The 17,020-nt window shown below is 57.8% G+C and carries 18 protein-coding genes; 8 read left to right on the forward strand and 10 right to left on the reverse strand.

Annotated features, from left to right (window positions below):
* Window positions 1-236: hypothetical protein (locus HRF49_10310; protein ID MEP0815040.1), on the forward strand; the 236-nt coding region annotated here is incomplete at its 5' end.
* A 139-nt stretch (window positions 237-375) separates the two neighbouring features.
* Window positions 376-2,082 carry a cation:proton antiporter gene (locus HRF49_10315; GenBank protein ID MEP0815041.1) on the forward strand — a complete coding sequence of 569 codons (1,707 nt, stop codon included), beginning with the start codon at window positions 376-378 and terminating at the stop codon, window positions 2,080-2,082.
* Here HRF49_10315 and HRF49_10320 read toward each other — a convergent pair.
* The 4 genes from HRF49_10320 to HRF49_10335 all read right to left on the reverse strand — a co-directional run bounded on the left by HRF49_10320 (window position 2,069) and on the right by HRF49_10335 (window position 5,379).
* A complete protein-coding gene (locus tag HRF49_10320) occupies window positions 2,069-2,350 on the reverse strand; it encodes a hypothetical protein (protein MEP0815042.1) in 282 nt (93 codons plus the stop codon). The two genes, HRF49_10315 and HRF49_10320, sit on opposite strands and share 14 nt — an antisense overlap.
* Window positions 2,351-2,499: 149 nt before the next feature.
* On the reverse strand, window positions 2,500-3,216 hold the full coding sequence (locus tag HRF49_10325) for a TIGR00266 family protein (GenBank protein ID MEP0815043.1): 717 nt from the start codon (window positions 3,214-3,216) through the stop codon (window positions 2,500-2,502).
* A 108-nt stretch (window positions 3,217-3,324) separates the two neighbouring features.
* Window positions 3,325-4,866: a putative porin gene (locus HRF49_10330; protein ID MEP0815044.1), complete on the reverse strand. Its 1,542-nt coding sequence runs from the start codon at window positions 4,864-4,866 to the stop codon at window positions 3,325-3,327.
* Window positions 4,867-4,896: 30 nt separating this feature from the next.
* Window positions 4,897-5,379, reverse strand: a complete 483-nt coding sequence (locus tag HRF49_10335; protein MEP0815045.1) for a hypothetical protein — start codon at window positions 5,377-5,379, stop codon at window positions 4,897-4,899.
* 441 nt (window positions 5,380-5,820) lie between these two features.
* Between HRF49_10335 and HRF49_10340 the strand changes: the two genes are divergently transcribed.
* Genes HRF49_10340 through HRF49_10355 form a run of 4 tightly spaced genes read left to right on the forward strand, consistent with a single transcriptional unit; the run spans window position 5,821 to window position 8,283 of the window.
* A complete protein-coding gene (locus tag HRF49_10340; protein ID MEP0815046.1) occupies window positions 5,821-6,426 on the forward strand; it encodes a DUF4126 domain-containing protein in 606 nt (201 codons plus the stop codon).
* Window positions 6,423-7,142, forward strand: a complete 720-nt coding sequence (locus HRF49_10345; protein MEP0815047.1) for a lipoate--protein ligase family protein — start codon at window positions 6,423-6,425, stop codon at window positions 7,140-7,142. Before HRF49_10340 ends, HRF49_10345 begins: the two co-directional genes overlap by 4 nt.
* Window positions 7,143-7,163: 21 nt before the next feature.
* On the forward strand, window positions 7,164-7,547 hold the full coding sequence (locus HRF49_10350; protein MEP0815048.1) for a hypothetical protein: 384 nt from the start codon (window positions 7,164-7,166) through the stop codon (window positions 7,545-7,547).
* Between the two features lie 55 nt (window positions 7,548-7,602).
* Window positions 7,603-8,283 carry a metallophosphoesterase family protein gene (locus tag HRF49_10355; GenBank protein MEP0815049.1) on the forward strand — a complete coding sequence of 227 codons (681 nt, stop codon included), beginning with the start codon at window positions 7,603-7,605 and terminating at the stop codon, window positions 8,281-8,283.
* Window positions 8,284-8,289: 6 nt separating this feature from the next.
* On the opposite strand, the gene HRF49_10360 is transcribed toward HRF49_10355, so the two are convergent.
* A complete protein-coding gene (locus tag HRF49_10360; protein ID MEP0815050.1) occupies window positions 8,290-9,075 on the reverse strand; it encodes a hypothetical protein in 786 nt (261 codons plus the stop codon).
* 20 nt (window positions 9,076-9,095) lie between these two features.
* Entirely contained in the window at window positions 9,096-9,722 is a 627-nt protein-coding gene (locus tag HRF49_10365) for a DedA family protein (protein MEP0815051.1), read from the reverse strand.
* Window positions 9,723-10,255: 533 nt separating this feature from the next.
* Between HRF49_10365 and HRF49_10370 the strand changes: the two genes are divergently transcribed.
* Both HRF49_10370 and thpR read left to right on the forward strand, forming a co-directional pair.
* Window positions 10,256-12,370 carry a hypothetical protein gene (locus tag HRF49_10370; protein MEP0815052.1) on the forward strand — a complete coding sequence of 705 codons (2,115 nt, stop codon included), beginning with the start codon at window positions 10,256-10,258 and terminating at the stop codon, window positions 12,368-12,370.
* Between the two features lie 51 nt (window positions 12,371-12,421).
* Window positions 12,422-13,027, forward strand: coding sequence for an RNA 2',3'-cyclic phosphodiesterase (thpR, locus tag HRF49_10375; protein MEP0815053.1), 606 nt, complete (start codon window positions 12,422-12,424; stop codon window positions 13,025-13,027).
* Window positions 13,028-13,048: 21 nt separating this feature from the next.
* Here thpR and HRF49_10380 read toward each other — a convergent pair whose 3' ends face one another.
* From HRF49_10380 to HRF49_10395, 4 genes are all read right to left on the reverse strand, one after another.
* Window positions 13,049-13,546, reverse strand: coding sequence for a 3-isopropylmalate dehydratase (locus tag HRF49_10380; GenBank protein ID MEP0815054.1), 498 nt, complete (start codon window positions 13,544-13,546; stop codon window positions 13,049-13,051).
* Window positions 13,547-13,558: 12 nt separating this feature from the next.
* Window positions 13,559-14,431, reverse strand: coding sequence for a sugar phosphate isomerase/epimerase (locus HRF49_10385; GenBank protein MEP0815055.1), 873 nt, complete (start codon window positions 14,429-14,431; stop codon window positions 13,559-13,561).
* 81 nt (window positions 14,432-14,512) lie between these two features.
* On the reverse strand, window positions 14,513-15,808 hold the full coding sequence (locus tag HRF49_10390) for an acetyl-CoA hydrolase/transferase family protein (protein ID MEP0815056.1): 1,296 nt from the start codon (window positions 15,806-15,808) through the stop codon (window positions 14,513-14,515).
* Window positions 15,809-15,826: 18 nt separating this feature from the next.
* A complete protein-coding gene (locus tag HRF49_10395; GenBank protein ID MEP0815057.1) occupies window positions 15,827-16,933 on the reverse strand; it encodes an alanine dehydrogenase in 1,107 nt (368 codons plus the stop codon).
* Window positions 16,934-17,020 lie beyond the last annotated feature (87 nt).

Genomic DNA, 17,020 nt, shown 5'->3' on the forward strand with positions numbered 1-17,020 from the left:
TGCCCAAAGGCTCGCAGATGAGCATCCTGGCGATGAAGATGGACGCAAACGACGACGGGGTGATGGACTGGTTCTCGCCGGACAGGAGCGGCCAGCCCGTTCCCGTCCCCTCGTTCCTCGACCCCGACGGCGATGGAATCGTGACCGAGAAGGACGCGGCGTACCTGGGATATTATTGGGGAGAGACTACTTTTGAAGAGCTTTGGATACCTTTACCTGCCCCCGACTGGGATTGAATGCCGCGGCCTGAAGGCCGCGCTTCCCGGAGCACTCCCTAAGGCGCGGCGCGCGCGCCGCTATTGCCGGCACTCGTGATGTATTATTCCGGCAGGGCGGGCGCTTTGGGCACCGCTTAATTTTCCGTAAGGATTCGCATTGCCCCAGGTTCCGATCGTTGGCGAGCTGTTGATAGTTGCGATTGCCGCCGTGCTTGTCGCGTCGCTGCTTTCGCGCTTGAGGTTCCCGGTGATAGCCGGAGTGATTGCCGCGGGCGCGATCGTCGGCCCGCATGGTTTGCGTCTCGTGGGCGAGTCCGCGACCATCGAAATGCTTGCGCACCTGGGCGTGGTGCTGCTTTTGTTCACCATCGGTCTCGAATTCTCCCTTGAACGCGTCGGTCGAATCGGCGGCAAAGCCGTTCTTTCGGGTTTGCTGCAGGTTGCCGCGACGGTCGGCGCGGTCGCGGCCGGGGCGGTCGCGCTCGGTTTTTCCCCCGGCAAGGCGTTCTTTTTCGGGATGGTGTTCGCGCTGTCGAGCACCGCGATAGTTTTGCGCCTGCTGGACGAGCGCGGCGAGGTGGACGCGCCACACGGCAGGCTGGTCGTCGCGACTCTAATCGTCCAGGATCTCGCGGTCATCCCGATGATCGTACTTATTCCGATGCTTTCGGGCAAAGCGGGCGGCGCGGGCGCTGTCGAGGCGATGTTTCTCGTTCTCAAAGGCGCGGCTTTGGTCGCCGTAGCGGTGATTGCCGCGAAGTATTTGATTCCGGGGATGATGCGGCTGGTTTCCGCGACCAAAAGCCGCGAAGTTTTTCTGCTTTCCGTGCTCATTCTCGGCCTGGGCGCTGCATGGCTCAGCGTCGCGGCGGGGCTGTCGCCCGCGCTGGGCGCGTTCCTCGCGGGCATAGTTCTTGCAGAAAGCGAGTTCGCACACCGCGCGCTGGCAGAAGTTCTTCCTCTGCGGGATTTGTTGACCAGCGTGTTTTTCGCGCTGATGGGGATGCTGTTCGATTGGCGAATACTCGTAAATTACGCCGGGCCGGTTGCGGGGCTTTTTCTCGCGCTCGTGCTGGGCAAAAGCGCGATAGCCGCGATCGGCGCGCTGCTTTTGCGGTTTCCGGCGCGCGTCGCGATCCTTACCGGCCTAGGCCTCGCTCAATTCGGAGAATTCGGTTATGTCCTGCTCGACGTCGGGATGAAATCGAACCTCGCGACCGCCGAGGAGCGCTCGGTGATTGTCGTCGCCGGCGTCGTGACGATGTTTCTCACGCCGCTCGTCATCAAGGTGGCGCCGCGCATCGCGGCCGGCGAGCGCCTGCTGCGGAATCTGGAACTCGCGGCCGGCATCCGGACGAAGGACGAGCCGGAAGCGGAGTATTCGGGCGAACGCGGACACGTGATAGTCGCCGGCCAGGGGCCGTCGGGCCGGATGCTGGTGGAAGTTCTAAAAGTCGCGGGCATTCCCTACGTCGGCCTGGAGTTGAATGCGGAAACGGTGCGCGACTTGCGCAAGCATGGCGAGCCGGTGATTTACGCTGACGTGACCAGCCGCGAGGCGCTGACGCTTGCGGGGATAGAGCATGCGCGCGCGCTGGCGATTATCGTCAGCGACGACGCCGCGGTCGGTCGCGCCATCAAGGCCGCGCGCGATTTGCGAAAGGACGTACCCGTTATTGTACGCACACGGTACAAGGCCAGTGTCGAGCGGCTGCTGAAACTCGGGGCGAACGTGGTGGTTGTCGAGGAGCTTGAAGCGGCGAAGGCGATAGTCGAGCATGTCTGCGGCGCGCTAGTCGGGCAGGGCGAATCCTGCGGCGATGCGGGTACCGTCCTGCCGTACGGCACTTTCAAGTCCGGCTGACGCTTCCGGCGGCTGCTGTTTTCCTGATACGCTCGCGGTACCAGGAAAGAAGCTTTTCTCGTCCCCAGAACGAGATGTAGATGGCGCCCCCCTCGTGCCAGAGCTCGATTTCGTTCAAGGGATGCTCCCCGTTGTGTTCGTGGACTAAGTCCTCGATCATCGGCTCCGGATGCGCTTCGCTTATCGTGAACGGCTCCCCCGGCCGCTCTTCCCGCCAGACGTCCCACAGGTCATGTTGAAGCGTGAAAAGTCGCAGCGCGTCCATCATAGAGTGCTACCACGCGATACGGGCGATAAACGCATCGCGCACCCTTCGGCGCCACAGGCTTTCCGGCCGTCGCGATACGCAAGGACGCAACAGATTTTGATTCCCAAAGGACAAATGCTCCAGCCCCGGATGCCCTGTCCCTGGATAGACTAATTCGCCTTGTCCGGGAAAAACGGCTTGAGGAGCGCGGCGAGTCCGCTCATCGTCTGGTGCTGCAGCCACACCCTGCCGGGGCCCGTGAGGACTGCGAAAGCGAATCCCTCGCCCGAAAGGAGCAGGTTCTTGATGTTCTTCTGGAACTCGATGTTGTAAGAAACCGTCTCCTCGAACGCGGCAAGGTGGCCGGCGTCCAGCTTGATAGTTTGCCCGGCTTCAAGATCGAGATGCGTGGACTCGCCGTCAATTTCCAAAAAGCAGGTGCCGGGGCCGGTTATGCGCTGGAGGATGAAGCCCTCGCCGCCGAACAGCCCAGCGCCGAGCTTTTTCGTGAACTCGACCTTCAGCTGGCATGTGTCCTCCGCGCAGAGGAATGCGCCGCGTTGGGCGAAAATGGACTTGCCGGCTTCGAGTTTTTTCGGAATGACGGTGCCGAGAAAGCTTGAGGCGAAGGTGACGCGGCCGGGGCCGCCCTTCGCTGTGAAGTAATTAAGGAAAACGCTTTCGCCCGCAACCGCACGGGTGAGGGCGCCGCCGATTGCGCCGAGCAGCCCGCCCTTGCCGCCGCCGGGCATCGACGTGTCCATTTCTATGTTCGTGTCCATCCAGAGCATGCCGCCCGTTTCGGAAAAGACGCGCCTGCCCTCTTCGAGCGAGATCTGCACGGCCTGGTGAACCGTCCCCTTTATTTCGTAAACAAGATCGCCCATCTGTGTACCTCCTGAAGTAAAATCAGAATATTAACATTTTTTCGACGGCCCGCGAAAAAAAAAGGCGGGCCCGGAGGCCCGCCTGCCAAACAAATCGGAAAGGGAATCTTAGAATTTCACAACGATGTCCGCATACAGAATGTTGCGGGTGTCATCCGGCAGATAGCCGAAGTCGTTCTTGAGGTCGTGGAGAATGTACTCGAGCGTGAACATCGTGTTGTCCGCGAGCGCGTAGTCGAAATAAATGTTGTGAGCGATTACGTTTGAACCGTAATCATCCGCATCCGAGAACGCCCCCACGACCGCGGTCGCGCCGACGTTCTTGTAGTAGTAGCCGAAGTCCCATGTGCCCTTGGTCTTGGCCGCGCCGTAACGGAAGCCAGCGAGCATTCCCCAGTGGTCGTCGTCGTCGATCGAAAGGCGGGTGTCTGTGGAGAAAGGAATTTCGGGATTCAGGTTGGCAACGTAATCGGCATGGATCATAATCGGCTGGCCGCCCTCGGACATGTTGAAGGTGTAGTCGCCGCCGATGTTGAGCACGTCGTACTTGGTTGCAATCGAATCGAAATTGTTGATCGCGCCGTCAAGGTTGACGTCCACCGCGCCGCCCGCGGTGTTGCCCATGTAGCCGTCCGCGTTGAAGTTGAATCCGCCGCCTACAAGATTCTGGTAGTGGTAATAGCCTGCGTACCAGTTGAAGTTGGGAATGTAGAAATTCTTTGCGCCCAGCTGCCATCCGATCATCCACTCGTCGTCCTCGACCGCCGCGCCGGAATACTCGTTCAAAATCGATTGAATCGCGTTGAACTGATAGTCGCCGCCGTAGAACGGGAATTCGAAGTGCTGGCCCGTGCCGTCAAAGTTGATGTCGCTGTCCCAGACTATTCCGCTGGCCTGGTGACCCATCAGGAAGTTGGGGAAGCGGCCGAAGTACCAAGTGTTCTTTACGGGCAGCCATTCGGCCTTGTATTCAAGGTAGGCAAGATCCAAGCCGAACGGATAGTTCGTGTTGTAGCTGTCGAACGTCTGGTTGGTGCTCACGCCTCCCGGCCCGGTCGCGAGCCTGCCCTTGAAATCGAGCATGTTCTCGACGATGGGGGCGGAGAAAGACAGCCTCAACCGCATCCTCTCAAAGAATCGTTCGGTATCACCCGCCTCGGTATCGGTGTATGCCCAGCGATAGCGGAAATCGCCCTTCCAAGCGATGTTGCCGATCTTCTTTTCGAGACCGGTCACGCGTTCGCCCATCGCGTCCATCGAACCTTTGAGGGAAGATATATCCTGAGTGTTCGCTTCCACCTGGTTTCTGATTTCCGCGAGTTCGTCGCTGAATTCGGCCTCGAGTGCGTCGATCGTTGCCTTGACATCGGCTCCCATCGCATCGCCGTAAGTTCCTTCAATCCAAAGGATCACGCGGTTTAGCGCGACTGAAAACTCGTAGCGGGTCATCGTCTGGTTGCCGCGGTATTCGTTTCCGGGGTAACCCTCAAGAATGCCCGTTTCCATCATGTACTTCACGGCCTGCCACGCCCAGTGGTCCTGCGGAAGGTCGCTTGGCGGGAAGGTGTTGTTGCTCTGCGCGAATGCCAGCCCCGCGGACAGGCCGACCGCAAGAGCAACCGCTGCAAAAAACGCAATAAATCTGTTCATCGTTCGGTCCTCTCTTAGCTGGTAATCACATTAATCGAGCACAGCAAAATTTCCGCCCAGGCCGGACGCTCCGTTGGGGAACGTCACTATCGCCAGGTTGTCCGTGACCACGGCTTCCACTCCGGCGAAAGAAATCCAGCGCTGGTTCTCCACGTCGAAGAAGTAGAGATCAAGCGTGGCGCCGTTCGCGTAGCCGCTGACAGGAAATTTAAAGACCGTTTCCGTGGTTGTCGAACCGCCGGGAATCCAAATGAATCCCTTGCCGGCAATCACACGGTCTCCGAATGGTGCGATTTGCGCGGCGTCATCTTCGAGGAAGTCCGAAATCGTAACGATGCCGCCCGCCCAATTCGCGATTGTTACCTCGAGGCCGGAGCTGGTTTTGGCCTGGCCCGGCATTTTTGCCGTGCCAGACTTGACCGTCACGAATCCCGCTCCGCCTTCGTTGCATGACGCGAGCAGGAACGCGAGCCCAGCCAGTGCGAGGAAGATCAACCTTGAACACCTCTCCATCTGCACGCTCCTTAAGTACTAAAAGAATTACCCTAATCGGAACTACAATTTCGACCTGAATTGTTTGCAAATTATAAGGAAACCATCAAGTTTCGATGCGGAACGGCCGGTCGGGAAGCCCTTTTCCGCGATGAACAATCTATCACGTTGTGAGCGGTATTACAAGCATTTCTTTATTTTGATTCCGGTTTGATAAATGAATCAACAGCGGATGCCGACTGAATGGCGACGAATCCGGTTTTCGTGCCCGGTACGCTCCGAACGATGGGTCATTTTATGCCCCGTTAAGCCGGTTTTGCGGCTTGGATCGTACTTTCAAGCGTCCGCACAGAAGGCAATAAAACTGATTTTCAATTTTGTGAATGTTGGAACAATGTGCGTCTGCGTGCCATTTTCTTTGGCACTTTGCCTCCCGTTTGCCTCTGATATACTCTATTTGGCGTGTGGCTAGATTACGTTTTCTCCTTGTTGATGGGGATTTCGCTTTCCGCGGCATGCGGTCTTCGCGCGTTTCTTCCTTTGTTCGTTCTTTCCGTTTCCGCCCTATTTGGATGGGTGGAACTCAATCAGGCATTCGATTGGCTTGGCTCGCCCGTTGCGGCGACAGCGTTCGGATGTGCCGTTTTGCTGGAAATCATATCGGATAAGTTTCCGGTGGTGGACAACATACTCGACGCGATCGGCTCTTATGTGAAGCCGATAGCGGCTACGTTGATAGTGGCGGGCGTGATCAGGGATTGGGACCCGCTGCTTGCCGCCATAGTTGGTCTGGTCGCGGGCGGCGGGACGGCCGCGGCGGTCCACATAGGCAAGGCGGGGTTGAGGATGGCGTCGACCGCGGTTACGGCCGGGCTCGGCAACGTTTTCCTTTCCGTCGTCGAAGACATTGCCGCGCTTGCCGGCTCCGCGCTGGCGGTTTTCGCACCGGTTCTTGCGGCCGCGTTGCTCGTTTTCGCATTTGTACTCGCTTGGAAGGCGATTGCGCGCTTTCGAGGCGGAAAACGCGGCGAAGAACGCGGCGGTGTTGCCGCGAAGGGTGGAGCGTGAAGCGCGCGCGCTTGCTGCACGGCCCGGCCGGACTTGCACCGCGCGAGGCGGTCGAGCTTGAAGAGAGAATCCTTGACGCCGTGCAGCGGGAAGAGTGCGGGCCGGTTTTGCGGATATGGATCAACGGCTGGTGCGCGGTTCTCGGCCGCAACAACAATCCGGATGATTGGATAAATTCCGACGCGTTGGATGCGGACGGGGTGCCGTGGTTCCATCGAGATTCGGGAGGGGGGGCGGTAATACATCATCCTTGCAACTTGAATTACAGCTTTTTCGTGCAGCGCGCCGACCTGTTTGGGCTTTCGGTAAAAGATGCCCCTTCTTTTTTCTTGGCGATTGTCGCAAGGGCGCTTGCGCATCTGGACATCGCCGCGGCGCGCAAGGGAATCAGCGATTTGGTCGTCGACGGCATGAAAATTTCGGGCAACGCGGCCCGCGTCAAGAGCCGCGCGGTGCTTCACCACGGGACGATTCTGCTTCGAGCGGAAACCGCGCGGATGAGCCGGTACCTGCCTGTCCCGCCCAACAGGCCCGGCGTGCCGCATGAGGGGTTCGTCGCGGGGCTGTGGGATTTGGGGTATCCGGCGGGCGTCGAACGAATATCGGAAGCGATGGTTCGAGCCTCGTCGGAGAATCTCGGATGGTCGTTCGCGATTGCGGAGGCGGGCTTCGTCGGCGAATTGGTCAAGCGCGCGGCGGTCGCTGCCGATAAATAGAGTCGGGAAGGCGAAGCGAGCATGGACGGTATCGACAGAATTGACAGAGCCTACCGCGTCGATCCCGCTGGATACGGCCAGCGCCGCAGGCGCGATACCGAGGAGGAGTTCCGGGAGTTTCTCGAAAAGGAACGCGAGGAACGTGAGCGCGAGGAAAAACGGCGGAGCGAATCGCAAGACGCCCGCGAACAGACACCTTCTGGCGGCATAGCGTCCGAGCTTCCGCCCGATATCGTGGATATCAGGCTTCGGACGATTCACAACTTCAATGCGGTAGCGGACTCGGACGGAGTTGAAGCCGAAGGCGAAATCGAAAGGCCGGAAAACGCGGAGGGTGAAGATGCACCTTCCCCAATTCACCCGCCGCCGGAAATCAGGCAAGGCAAGATTGACGAAATTGTCTGAACGCCATTGTTTGAATGAACCCGTTGCAGGCAGCCCGCGATGCTAAAATAACTTCGTGGATCAATCCGCTTTGTTCAATTCCGAGCGCCTTCGCCTGCTCGTAATCAGCGATCAGCACAACAGCGAGCAGGGTCTGTTATGGGTGCACACGCTGATTCGGGAGTACTCGCCCGACATCGTGATTCATCTGGGCGACATAATTTCGACGCGTCCGGCCAGCTTCGCGCGTGAAACGCTGCGAAGTTTGGTTTCCGCGAATATCCCGGTTTTGGTCATACCGGGCAACAACGACCCGCGTGAAAACCTTCCGGACATAGCCAAATCCGGCGCGGTTTCGCTTCACGAAAATTTTTTCGAATTCGGAGGCGTGAAATTCGTCGGGCGCGGCGGCTCCAATCCTACGCCGTTCAATACGGTGTTTGAAGAGGACGACGATTCGATGGCCGCGTCGATATCTTCCCTTGTCGCGCCTGGAGACGTATGGTGCCTTCACGCGCCGGTGTACGGTTTTCGCGACCGGGTGCCTTCCGGAGAGCATATGGGAGTTAAGAGCTTTAGAAGCCTGCTCAATTCCGCCCGTCCGTGGGTTGTGCTTTCCGGGCATATCCACGATGACTGGGGAATAGACGTTTACAAGGGCACGCACTTCATCAATCCGGGAGCGTTGCTTGAGATGCGCGCCGCAATCGTTGACTTAACCAGGCCGCTCGTCGCGGTGCACTTCCTGCACGCTTAAAACGAACTATTCGGAAATATTCGAGTCGATCCATTCAAGCAATTCCGAGAATGCGGCCTCGGTTTCGCGGCGGAGAGCGGCGGATTCGGTGCCGGGCGCAATCGCTCTTATCGCCCAAATCCTGCCTCCGGTTTTTATGCAAACGCCGAAAACGGCGAGCGCAGATTCGGCGTCACCGCCTTTTGCGGGCGCATCGGATTTGGCCATCTCCCTGACGAACCGGATTTTCGAGGTTTTTCCCGAAGCGGTCAATGCTGCGCGCTTGGCCAACTCGACATCCGCCGGGTAGCTAATATAAGGTTCGTCCTCGCCGACTTCGCCAAGAATCCGCTTCAGGAAATCGGATAAGTTTTTTTCGCTTTCGCCAGGCAACGAAAAAAGCACGAGGCCTCCCTGCGCGGGATCGCCGTAAACCACGCCCTCGACGCTGCCCGTCTCCGGCGGCTTTTCAATGCCGACAAATCTCGGCAGTCCCACTATAAAGCTGCCGCGGATGAGTTTTTTTCCGCGGATTTCGGCGGGAAGCCGTACCCCGTTGACCGAAGTAACCGCATCCGAAAGCTGCCACCTGCCGAAGACCGGAATCATGATGCCGCTCGCGGCGGCAAGAAGCGCGAAAACACCCAGCCAGGTTGCAACAGACAGCGATGGATTCGGATTACGGAGGCGAAATTTGGCCTTTTGCTTCGCGGGCACGTTCACCGATTCGGAAAAAACGCGCTCCCGCGCGCCGTCGCCTTCGGATAAAGGTTTATTTTGATCGATTTCATTTGGCTTACCGGAGCGGGGCACGGCGGAATTTTATCAGCAAATCAGGACTGCTCAGGCTTGCCGCGGCCGCGGATTTTGACAGCCCAATAGACTATAAGCCCCACCAAAACCGCCGCGACAATGTAATCCGCGAAATGGAAGTACTTTCCAAGCTTGTCCCAGTTTTCGCCGGCCTTAAAACCTGCGAAGGTCAACAACCAGCACCATGGAATGCAGCCAATGAAGCTCAAAACGGAGAACCGCCACAAATTCATCCGGCTGATTCCTGCGGGAAGGCTGATGAAGGTGCGGATGATGGGAAGATTTCTGGTGAAAAATACCGTCGCCTCGCCGTAGCGGTTGAAAAAGCGGTCGGCGACGGCAAGCTCGTGCTCCTTTATGAATAACCATCGGCCGTACTTTTCCAAAAACGGCCTGCCCCCGTAATAGCCGATCGCATAGCTTGCAAGGCTGCCCAGCAAATTGCCCACCGCGCCGGCGAAAACCACCGGCCACATCGAAAACTCGCCTTCCCAGACCAAAAATCCAGCGAAGGGCATGATTATCTCGCTCGGAAGAGGCACGTTCGCGCTTTCAATGGCCATGAGCAAGGCGACGCCGACGTAACCGGTCGCGGATATCACGTCCTTCACCCAGGCGGCAATCGGTGCGATTATCGTTTCAAGCATGCGCGTCGCCCGGAATCGGGCGCGGGATGATACCACGCCGAAGCCCGCAGCGGGCTGAACATGTCAAATCTGGTAACAGAGGTTAAAAGTTGTAAAAGCACCTGGATATTCTTGAAGAAGCAGGGTTAAATATACCGGCGGCGGCCAAACTTCCCCTTTGACGCCGCCATGTTCCTTTACTCGGCTGCTTTTGCGGATTCGCGGATGCAAGGTCCACACCCCCGGACCGACCGGTAAGCGGACGCGATTCGAAGAAGCGGTCCTCTCTTCAACCTGGGTCTACCCCCGGTCGGCGCGCCAAGCCCGGAATCCGTCGCGAGCCGGAGCTTGAACAGGGCGTGCCGGCCGGCCGGGAACCCTTTTGGTACTTCCTCAACGAATCAGCGCGCGCCGTCCAATTCCTCTCCCTTTGGCGGCGCTGCGCGCGTGAATGAACGGAGAAAGCCCGCATTGCGTCGAAACGCGGGGCGCATGGCGGGTTGACAGTGCCCGATTCGCAATCTAAACTCAACCTGTTTTCAAATGGAGTTGATATGAAATTAAAGCTGGCGTTCTTTCTTGCCGTCGGGCTTGCGTTGCTTGCTTCGCTCCGTCCGCTTTCCGCGCAGGAGTTTTTCGCGCTGGAAGATATTTACCCCGGGCTCAAGGGCAAGGGCAAAACCGTGATAGAAGGCACGCGCATCGACGAGTTCGATGTCGAAGTGATCGACGTGATTCCCCAAGGCTGGATTGACGGCGGCCCGATGATTCTCGCCCGCATGACCGGTTCGGTTGTGGACTTTTCCGACGGGATCGCAGCCGGATATTCGGGCAGCCCTGTTTACTTCAACGGTAAGCTTGCGGGCGCAGTTTCGAGCGCCATTCCGGGGACCGACACTCACGTGGGTGGCATCACGCCGATCCGTTCCATGATGAGCGCGCTTCCGCCGGACGAAGAGCTGGACGTGAGCGGAAAAAGCGTGCTCCCGCTGGCTTCAACCCAGTTCTCTTCCGGACCTGGGGGCATGGTGGTGCCCGAGGAAACTACCGCGCCAAAAATAATCTGGACTACGGATTGGGCGAAAGCCGAAAAAATGAACAAAAAAGGCGGCGGAACGCTGTACGCCGTTCCGCTGGGAGGAGAGCTCCTGATTCGAGGCGCCAATCCTCGCGCGCTGGAAAAAATCAAACACATAGTCAATTCCAATCCGCTTCTTTCCCAGCTTACGCCTGTGCAGAGCAGGATGACGCCGAAGGGGTTCGGATTTCTCAAGCCCCGCACGCCCGTCACCGAGCTTCAGCCGGGAGACGCGATATCGTTCGCTCTCGTGACGGGGGATTTCGACTTGTCGGGTCTTGGAACGCTTACCTACATTGATGATGCGGGCCGGGTGCTCGCGCTCGGCCACCCTATGTTCGCGACCGGCAGGGCGAATATGCCTTTCGGCAAGGCATACGTTGCCTACACGTACGGCGACATTATGCGCGGATTCAAGGACGGGTACATGATCGGCCAGTCCGGCACGATTACGACGGACCAGCTCAGCGCGGTCGGCGGCAGGATCGGCCTTGAACCCGATATGGTCGAGCTCTCCGTACGTGTGAACGACATTGACAGGGGGCGCGACAGAACGTTCAATTTCAAAGTAATCCGTGAAAAAACCCTGTTTGAAGCGCTGGTATATGCAGTCACGCTTCAATCGTATTACGAACACCTGGATCGCGACGGCGGCGGAACCATACGCATCGCATACAAGATCGAGGCTGATGGTTTGGAAAAGCCTTTCGAGCGCGAGAATTACTTTTACGACGAATACGATGCAGTAAGCTTCCTTGCCGCGGAAGCCCTGCCGACGGCCGCGTTGATTGTTTTTAACAATTATCGCGAAATCAAGATCAAGAAGTTCTCGATTGATATCAAGGTCACCAAGAATCGCGTCAACGCATCCATCGACAAGGCCGAGATTATTTCGCCGAACGGGGAAGCCGCGGCCGCCCCTGCCGCCGCGCCTGCACATGCCGCGGAGGCCGGCGGGAACTCCGCCGAAGGGGAGGGCAATGCCCAACCGCAAGGCGCGAACGTTCAGGAAACCCAGGAAGTGAGAGAGCCCGCCCCGCCGAAAATCGAGGAAGAAGGTGCGAAAACATCGCCCGATCTTACGGTGCGTGAGTTCGTGCCGGGGGAAATCGTCAGGCTCAAGGTCAAGCTTCAGCCCTTCCGCAAGGATTCGATAGAGCAGGAATTTACAATCAGGATTCCGCGCGACTTTCCAACAGGTTCGACTTCGCTCATCGTGCAGGGCGGCGGCGGCTTGGTCAGCGTTTACAACGAGTTCGGCGGAAAGGGGACCGTGCTTTTTCCGGTCAGCGGCGGCCCGCTTCCACTCGGGCCGGAAATTCTCTCGATTGACGAGGCGCTTGAAAAGATACAGAAAGGTGAAACGAACAACCTTCTGATGATTGTCATTCCTCGTCCGCCGACGCCGGAGCAACAGCAGGCCGAAGCCCAAGGCGTTTCCACGGAAGGATTGCTCACCGATGAAGAGAAACAGGTCAAGGTGACTGTCCCGATGGATTTCGTGATTTACGACTCGTTCATGATCCCGATCAACATCGTGAAAGAAAAGACGAAAACGGAAAACGGCGGCGCATCGAAAAACGGAAAGTAAAGGACTCGACGGCATATGGTCGCCGGCGGAAAAATCGGCGTTCCGGAAGGAATGAGCAGAGTTTTTTTCGCTCTTCCTGTTTCCGGGAATGCGCGGAAAGCGGTTGCGGACATCGCCGCGCGCGCCTCTCGCGATTTCGACGAAATCCGGTGGGTTCCCGCCGCGAACTATCATTTAACCCTTAAGTTCTTGGGCGAAGTCCCAAGCGCGGAGCTTGACGCGGTCCGCGAAGCCGTCGGATTAATCCCGGCCGGATTTCCGGCGTTGCCAATTTCTTTCGACTGCCTTGATTTTTTCGGGCCGCCGCGGCTTCCCCGCGTGCTTTTCGTAAGGGGCGAAAGAGGCGGCGAAGCAGAAAAAACTTACGCGCGGCTCGCTTTGTCGCTCGAAGAAGCCGTACGCGGCTGGTGCAAGCCGGAAGAACGCCCGTTCAGGGCGCATCTGACCTTGGGAAGATTCCGGATGCCGCGACCCGGCGAAAGGATAAGCGCTGCGAACGAAAAAGCCATCCGCGCGCTCGCATCCGGAAAGCTTGAATATGCAAAATTCAGTCCGATCGAAAGCCGCGCGGACCGAATCGTGTTGTACGAAAGCAGCTTTACGCGCGAAGGCGTGTCCTATTCGGAAATTGCCTTTTGGCCGCTCGCCGGGGGCTGAAAAAAGCGCAGCGCGGCTGGACTAAATTTCAGCGCCGGCGATTCTAGCTTTTGTGTAAGGAATCAACCCGCCGGCATCCAGGATTTTGCGCACCTGGGGCGGAAACGGGGGAAACGCGAACTCGCGATTTGAAACGCGGATAACACCGCAACCTTCGTCGATCTCCATTTCGCCGCCGTGTTCCGCCGCATCCACCGCCGCGGGACACGCGATAACCATCAGACCGCAGTTGATAGCGTTCCGGAAATAAATCCGCGCGAAGCTTTTGGCGACCACCGCTGATACGCCGCTTGCGACCAGGCAAATCGCGGCCTGCTCTCGGCTGGAGCCGCATCCGAAGTTCTTGCCCGCAACGACGATGTCGCCCTTGGCTACGCCCGCCGCGAAAGCGGAATCGAGATCCTCCAAGGCGTGCGCGGCCATCTCCGCGGGATCTGTAACCGTATATGTGTATTTTCCCGGGAAAATAACATCCGTGTTGATGTCGTCGCCGTATTTCCAGATGCGCCCTTTATTCATCCGTCCTCCCGCTCAAGCTCTGCCGGCAGCCCTGACCTGCCTAATCCCGCCTTTTACAGGCTGGTCTATGGATTCCCACATTTCGCAGAGCCACCTGCCCGCATCCACCGTGCGATCGAGATACGGCTCGAACGGCTCGCTGCCCCAGCTTGAATTCTCGAACATCAGACACCGCAGCCTGCCCGCTCGCTTGAGAATCGCCATACACTCGTGCCAGGCGAATCCGTTGGTTCCCGGAATAAGATGATCGTCGCCCAGTCCGTCGCTGTCCGAAAGGTGTGTTGTCACGATGTGATCAGCCCACCTTTTGACGAAATCAAGCGGTTCCGGATTGCCGATCTGGATATGGCATGTATCCAGGCAGATTTTAAGCTCTTCGGCGGGAAACTCCTCGATTACGTTGTCTATCAGCCGTTGGCTGCGGTAGATGTAAGGCTGGTTTTCGATAACGATTTCGACTCCGTACGGCCTGGCGTAGTCAATCAGGTCCAAAAGCCTGCCCGTCGTTCGCTTTGTTGCTTCCCCCAGGTCTGCAAAAGCGAGATCCGGATAGCTGGAAACGTGCACGACGAGATACTGGGTGCCGAGTTCGACGCATGAGCGCACAGCCTGGCGGTGAACCGCAAGCGTCGCGTCGGTAATGTCGGGATCGTCCAGCGTGAAATCCAGCCGGGGCGAAATGGGACCGTGCAGGTGGTCAACGGATAGCTTGCGAAGGCCGATGGCCTTTTTTACCTGAACAAGGATATCCGGCTGGGCAAGCGGAATTTTGCGCTCGTCCGAAATTGCAATCCGCCTTATTCCGGCGGCCCGAATAAGGTCGAGTCTGCGCTCGAATGGCACATCAAAGTCAATTAAAGTGGAAACGCCGAATTGAATAGACATCCGTCTGAACGGCCGACAACGGCCCAGCCGCAAAATATTAGCACAGAAGCCCGAAAAATGCCCGGTTTCGGCGCGTTTCGGCTAAATCCGCAAGTTACGGAGAGCCGCTTCTTTCTCAAGCGCTTCCCGGTGATCCGGGTGCGCGATGCTGATAAGCGCCTTCGCCCTTTCCCTCAGGTTCAGCCCGAAAAGATGGACGATGCCGTATTCGGTGGCGACATAGTCTGCGTCAGCACGCGAAGTGACGATTCCGGCTCCCGGCTCAAGGTGCGGAACGATGCGGGACTTGTCCTTTGCCAACGAAGGCAGCGCGATTATGGCTTTGCCGCCTTCGCTGCGCGTCGCGCCCCGGACGAAATCCACCTGGCCGCCGAAGCCGCTGTAAATTGATTTTCCAATCGAATCGCTGCATATTTGGCCGGTTATGTCCACCGCAATCGCGCTGTTGATGGAAATCATGTTCTTGTTCTGCGAAATGATAAACGGATCGTTGACGTACTCCGTCGGGTGCATCTCGATCACGGGATTGTTGTGGACGAAGTCGTACAGCTTTCTCGTCCCCATCATGAAGCTGGCGACGATTTTGCCCGTGTGTATGTTCTTCTTTTCGCAGTTGATAACGCCTTCCTCGAAAAGCGCCTGCACGCCGTCGGAGAACATTTCGGTGTGGATGCCCAAATTGCGTTTTTCCCGCAGGAACATCAGGACGGCGTCGGGTATTGCGCCGATTCCCATCTGCAGGCAAGCACCGTCATCGATTTCGTCGGCGACGACTTTGCCGATTTCCCGGTAAACGTCCGTCATTTCCGGTGCTTGCGGTACTTCGACAATCGGCTCGTCCACTTCTACGATGTAGTTTATTTTGGAGAGATGAACGAAGGAATCGCCCAGCGTGCGGGGCATCTGAGGATTCACCTGCGCAATCACTTTGCGGGCGCAGCGAACCGCGGAGAGCGTCGTTCCGATGTCCACGCCCAAACTGACGAATCCATGTTCGTCAGGCGGGGAGCAATGGATCAAAGCCACATCCAGCTTGATCCTGCCCGTGTACCAGAGCTTTGGAATTTCGTGCAGGTGAATGGGCATCCAGTCAGCGCGTCCCTCGGCTATTGCCTTGCGCACATTCGAGCCGGCGAACAATGCGATGTGCCTGAAATGCCCCTCGTTGCCTTCCTCGACATAAGGCGCGGCGCCGAATGTCAGGATATGGAAGATTTTGACGTCGAAAAGGTCGTCGCGCCTGGCGCCCAAAGCCTCGACGAGGCTTTGCGGAGTTGCGCATCCCGGATGAATATAGATTTGATTTCCGCTTTTAACGGTCATCAAGGCCTTTTCGAATGTAGTCAACTTGTCCTTGTACAAGCTGCTTAAAACCATTGGGTGGGAATCTCCTCTTTAGTGAACTTCTGCCCGGCCCGCCAGAATTTCTTCGACGAGCGGATGGCAGACTTTGCCGGCGCGTATGCAACATCCAGTTGAAAGAGCGCCGCCCTTCGAAAGCGCCTGCTCGACGCCTCCGGATTCCAGAATGTCGAAAAAGAACGGAACAGCCGCGTTCGTAATCGAATGGGAAGCTGTGCGCGCGACCGAAGATGTCATGTTCGGGACGCAATAGTGCGTAATTCCTTCCACCACGTAGGTCGGGTTGAAAATATTCGTCGGCCGGCTGGTTTCGAAACAGCCGCCCTGGTCGATTGCGACGTCGATGGCCACGCCGCGCGGACGCATAAGCTTGATCATCTGGCGGCTGATAATGTGCTCGGCCAGTTTGAACGGGGAATGGATTGCTCCGATCAGAACGTCTGCGTACGCCAGGCATTTGCGGATGTTGTACTTGGATGCCAGCAACGTGTTTACCTTTCCGCCGAGAAGCTGGTCGAGCACCTGCAATTTTCTTATGTCTTTGTCAAGGACTGTCACGTGCGAGCCAATGCCGTAAAACGCCTGTGCTGCATGCGTCCCAACGGTGCCTGCGCCTACGATAATCACTTCGGCGGCGGGAATTCCGGCGGTTCCGGACAACAACACTCCGCGTCCGCCGTTTTCGACCTCAAGGTAACGCGCGGCAATCTGCGGAAGCATCCGTCCGCACAGCTCGCTCATGGGATAAATAACGGGGTAGTGCCCGTCCTCATCCCGGATTTCCTCGTAACCGATTGCGGTGAGCCCGATCCCGATCACCTTGTTGAGCGTTTCGCGCGCCGCCAGCGGCAAATGCAGAAAGCCGCAAATGGTTTGCCCTTCGCGATAATAGTCCAGCTCGGAGTTTTCGGGCAGCTTGATTTTGGCGATCACGTCGGCTCGCCCGATCGCCTCCTCGGCGCTGAAGGCGATCTCCGCGCCGACCGCGCGGTAGTCCGCGTCGGTGAAGTGGGCGTTTTCACCCGCCCCCTTTTCAACATAAACCGTCGCGCCGCGATGAACAAGGGCGGATACGCCGCCAGGGGTCAGCCCGACGCGGAATTCGCCCGTTGTGGATTCTTTGGGTACGCCGAAAATCATAACCAAGGCACCTCCAAAAGTAATCTCCACATCGTTGCATTGCCGGATGCAAGGCGATACGGAAGCGAAAGATCGCAGCATCCTTGC

This window comes from bacterium (assembly GCA_039961635.1).
GTDB lineage: Bacteria > 4484-113 > 4484-113 > JAGGVC01 > JAGGVC01 > JABRWB01.

Bases quoted from the DNA above. Each gene is read 5' to 3' on its own strand.
- HRF49_10350 (MEP0815048.1), top strand. From the start codon at position 7,164: ATGGACGGTATCGACAGAATTGACAGAGCCTACCGCGTCGATCCCGCT.
- HRF49_10385 (MEP0815055.1), bottom strand. From the start codon at position 14,431: ATGTCTATTCAATTCGGCGTTTCCACTTTAATTGACTTTGATGTGCCA.
- HRF49_10330 (MEP0815044.1), bottom strand. From the start codon at position 4,866: ATGAACAGATTTATTGCGTTTTTTGCAGCGGTTGCTCTTGCGGTCGGC.
- HRF49_10335 (MEP0815045.1), bottom strand. From the start codon at position 5,379: ATGGAGAGGTGTTCAAGGTTGATCTTCCTCGCACTGGCTGGGCTCGCG.
- HRF49_10365 (MEP0815051.1), bottom strand. From the start codon at position 9,722: ATGCTTGAAACGATAATCGCACCGATTGCCGCCTGGGTGAAGGACGTG.
- HRF49_10390 (MEP0815056.1), bottom strand. From the start codon at position 15,808: ATGGTTTTAAGCAGCTTGTACAAGGACAAGTTGACTACATTCGAAAAG.
- HRF49_10380 (MEP0815054.1), bottom strand. From the start codon at position 13,546: ATGAATAAAGGGCGCATCTGGAAATACGGCGACGACATCAACACGGAT.
- HRF49_10320 (MEP0815042.1), bottom strand. From the start codon at position 2,350: ATGATGGACGCGCTGCGACTTTTCACGCTTCAACATGACCTGTGGGAC.
- HRF49_10325 (MEP0815043.1), bottom strand. From the start codon at position 3,216: ATGGGCGATCTTGTTTACGAAATAAAGGGGACGGTTCACCAGGCCGTG.
- HRF49_10395 (MEP0815057.1), bottom strand. From the start codon at position 16,933: ATGATTTTCGGCGTACCCAAAGAATCCACAACGGGCGAATTCCGCGTC.
- HRF49_10370 (MEP0815052.1), top strand. From the start codon at position 10,256: ATGAAATTAAAGCTGGCGTTCTTTCTTGCCGTCGGGCTTGCGTTGCTT.
- thpR (MEP0815053.1), top strand. From the start codon at position 12,422: ATGAGCAGAGTTTTTTTCGCTCTTCCTGTTTCCGGGAATGCGCGGAAA.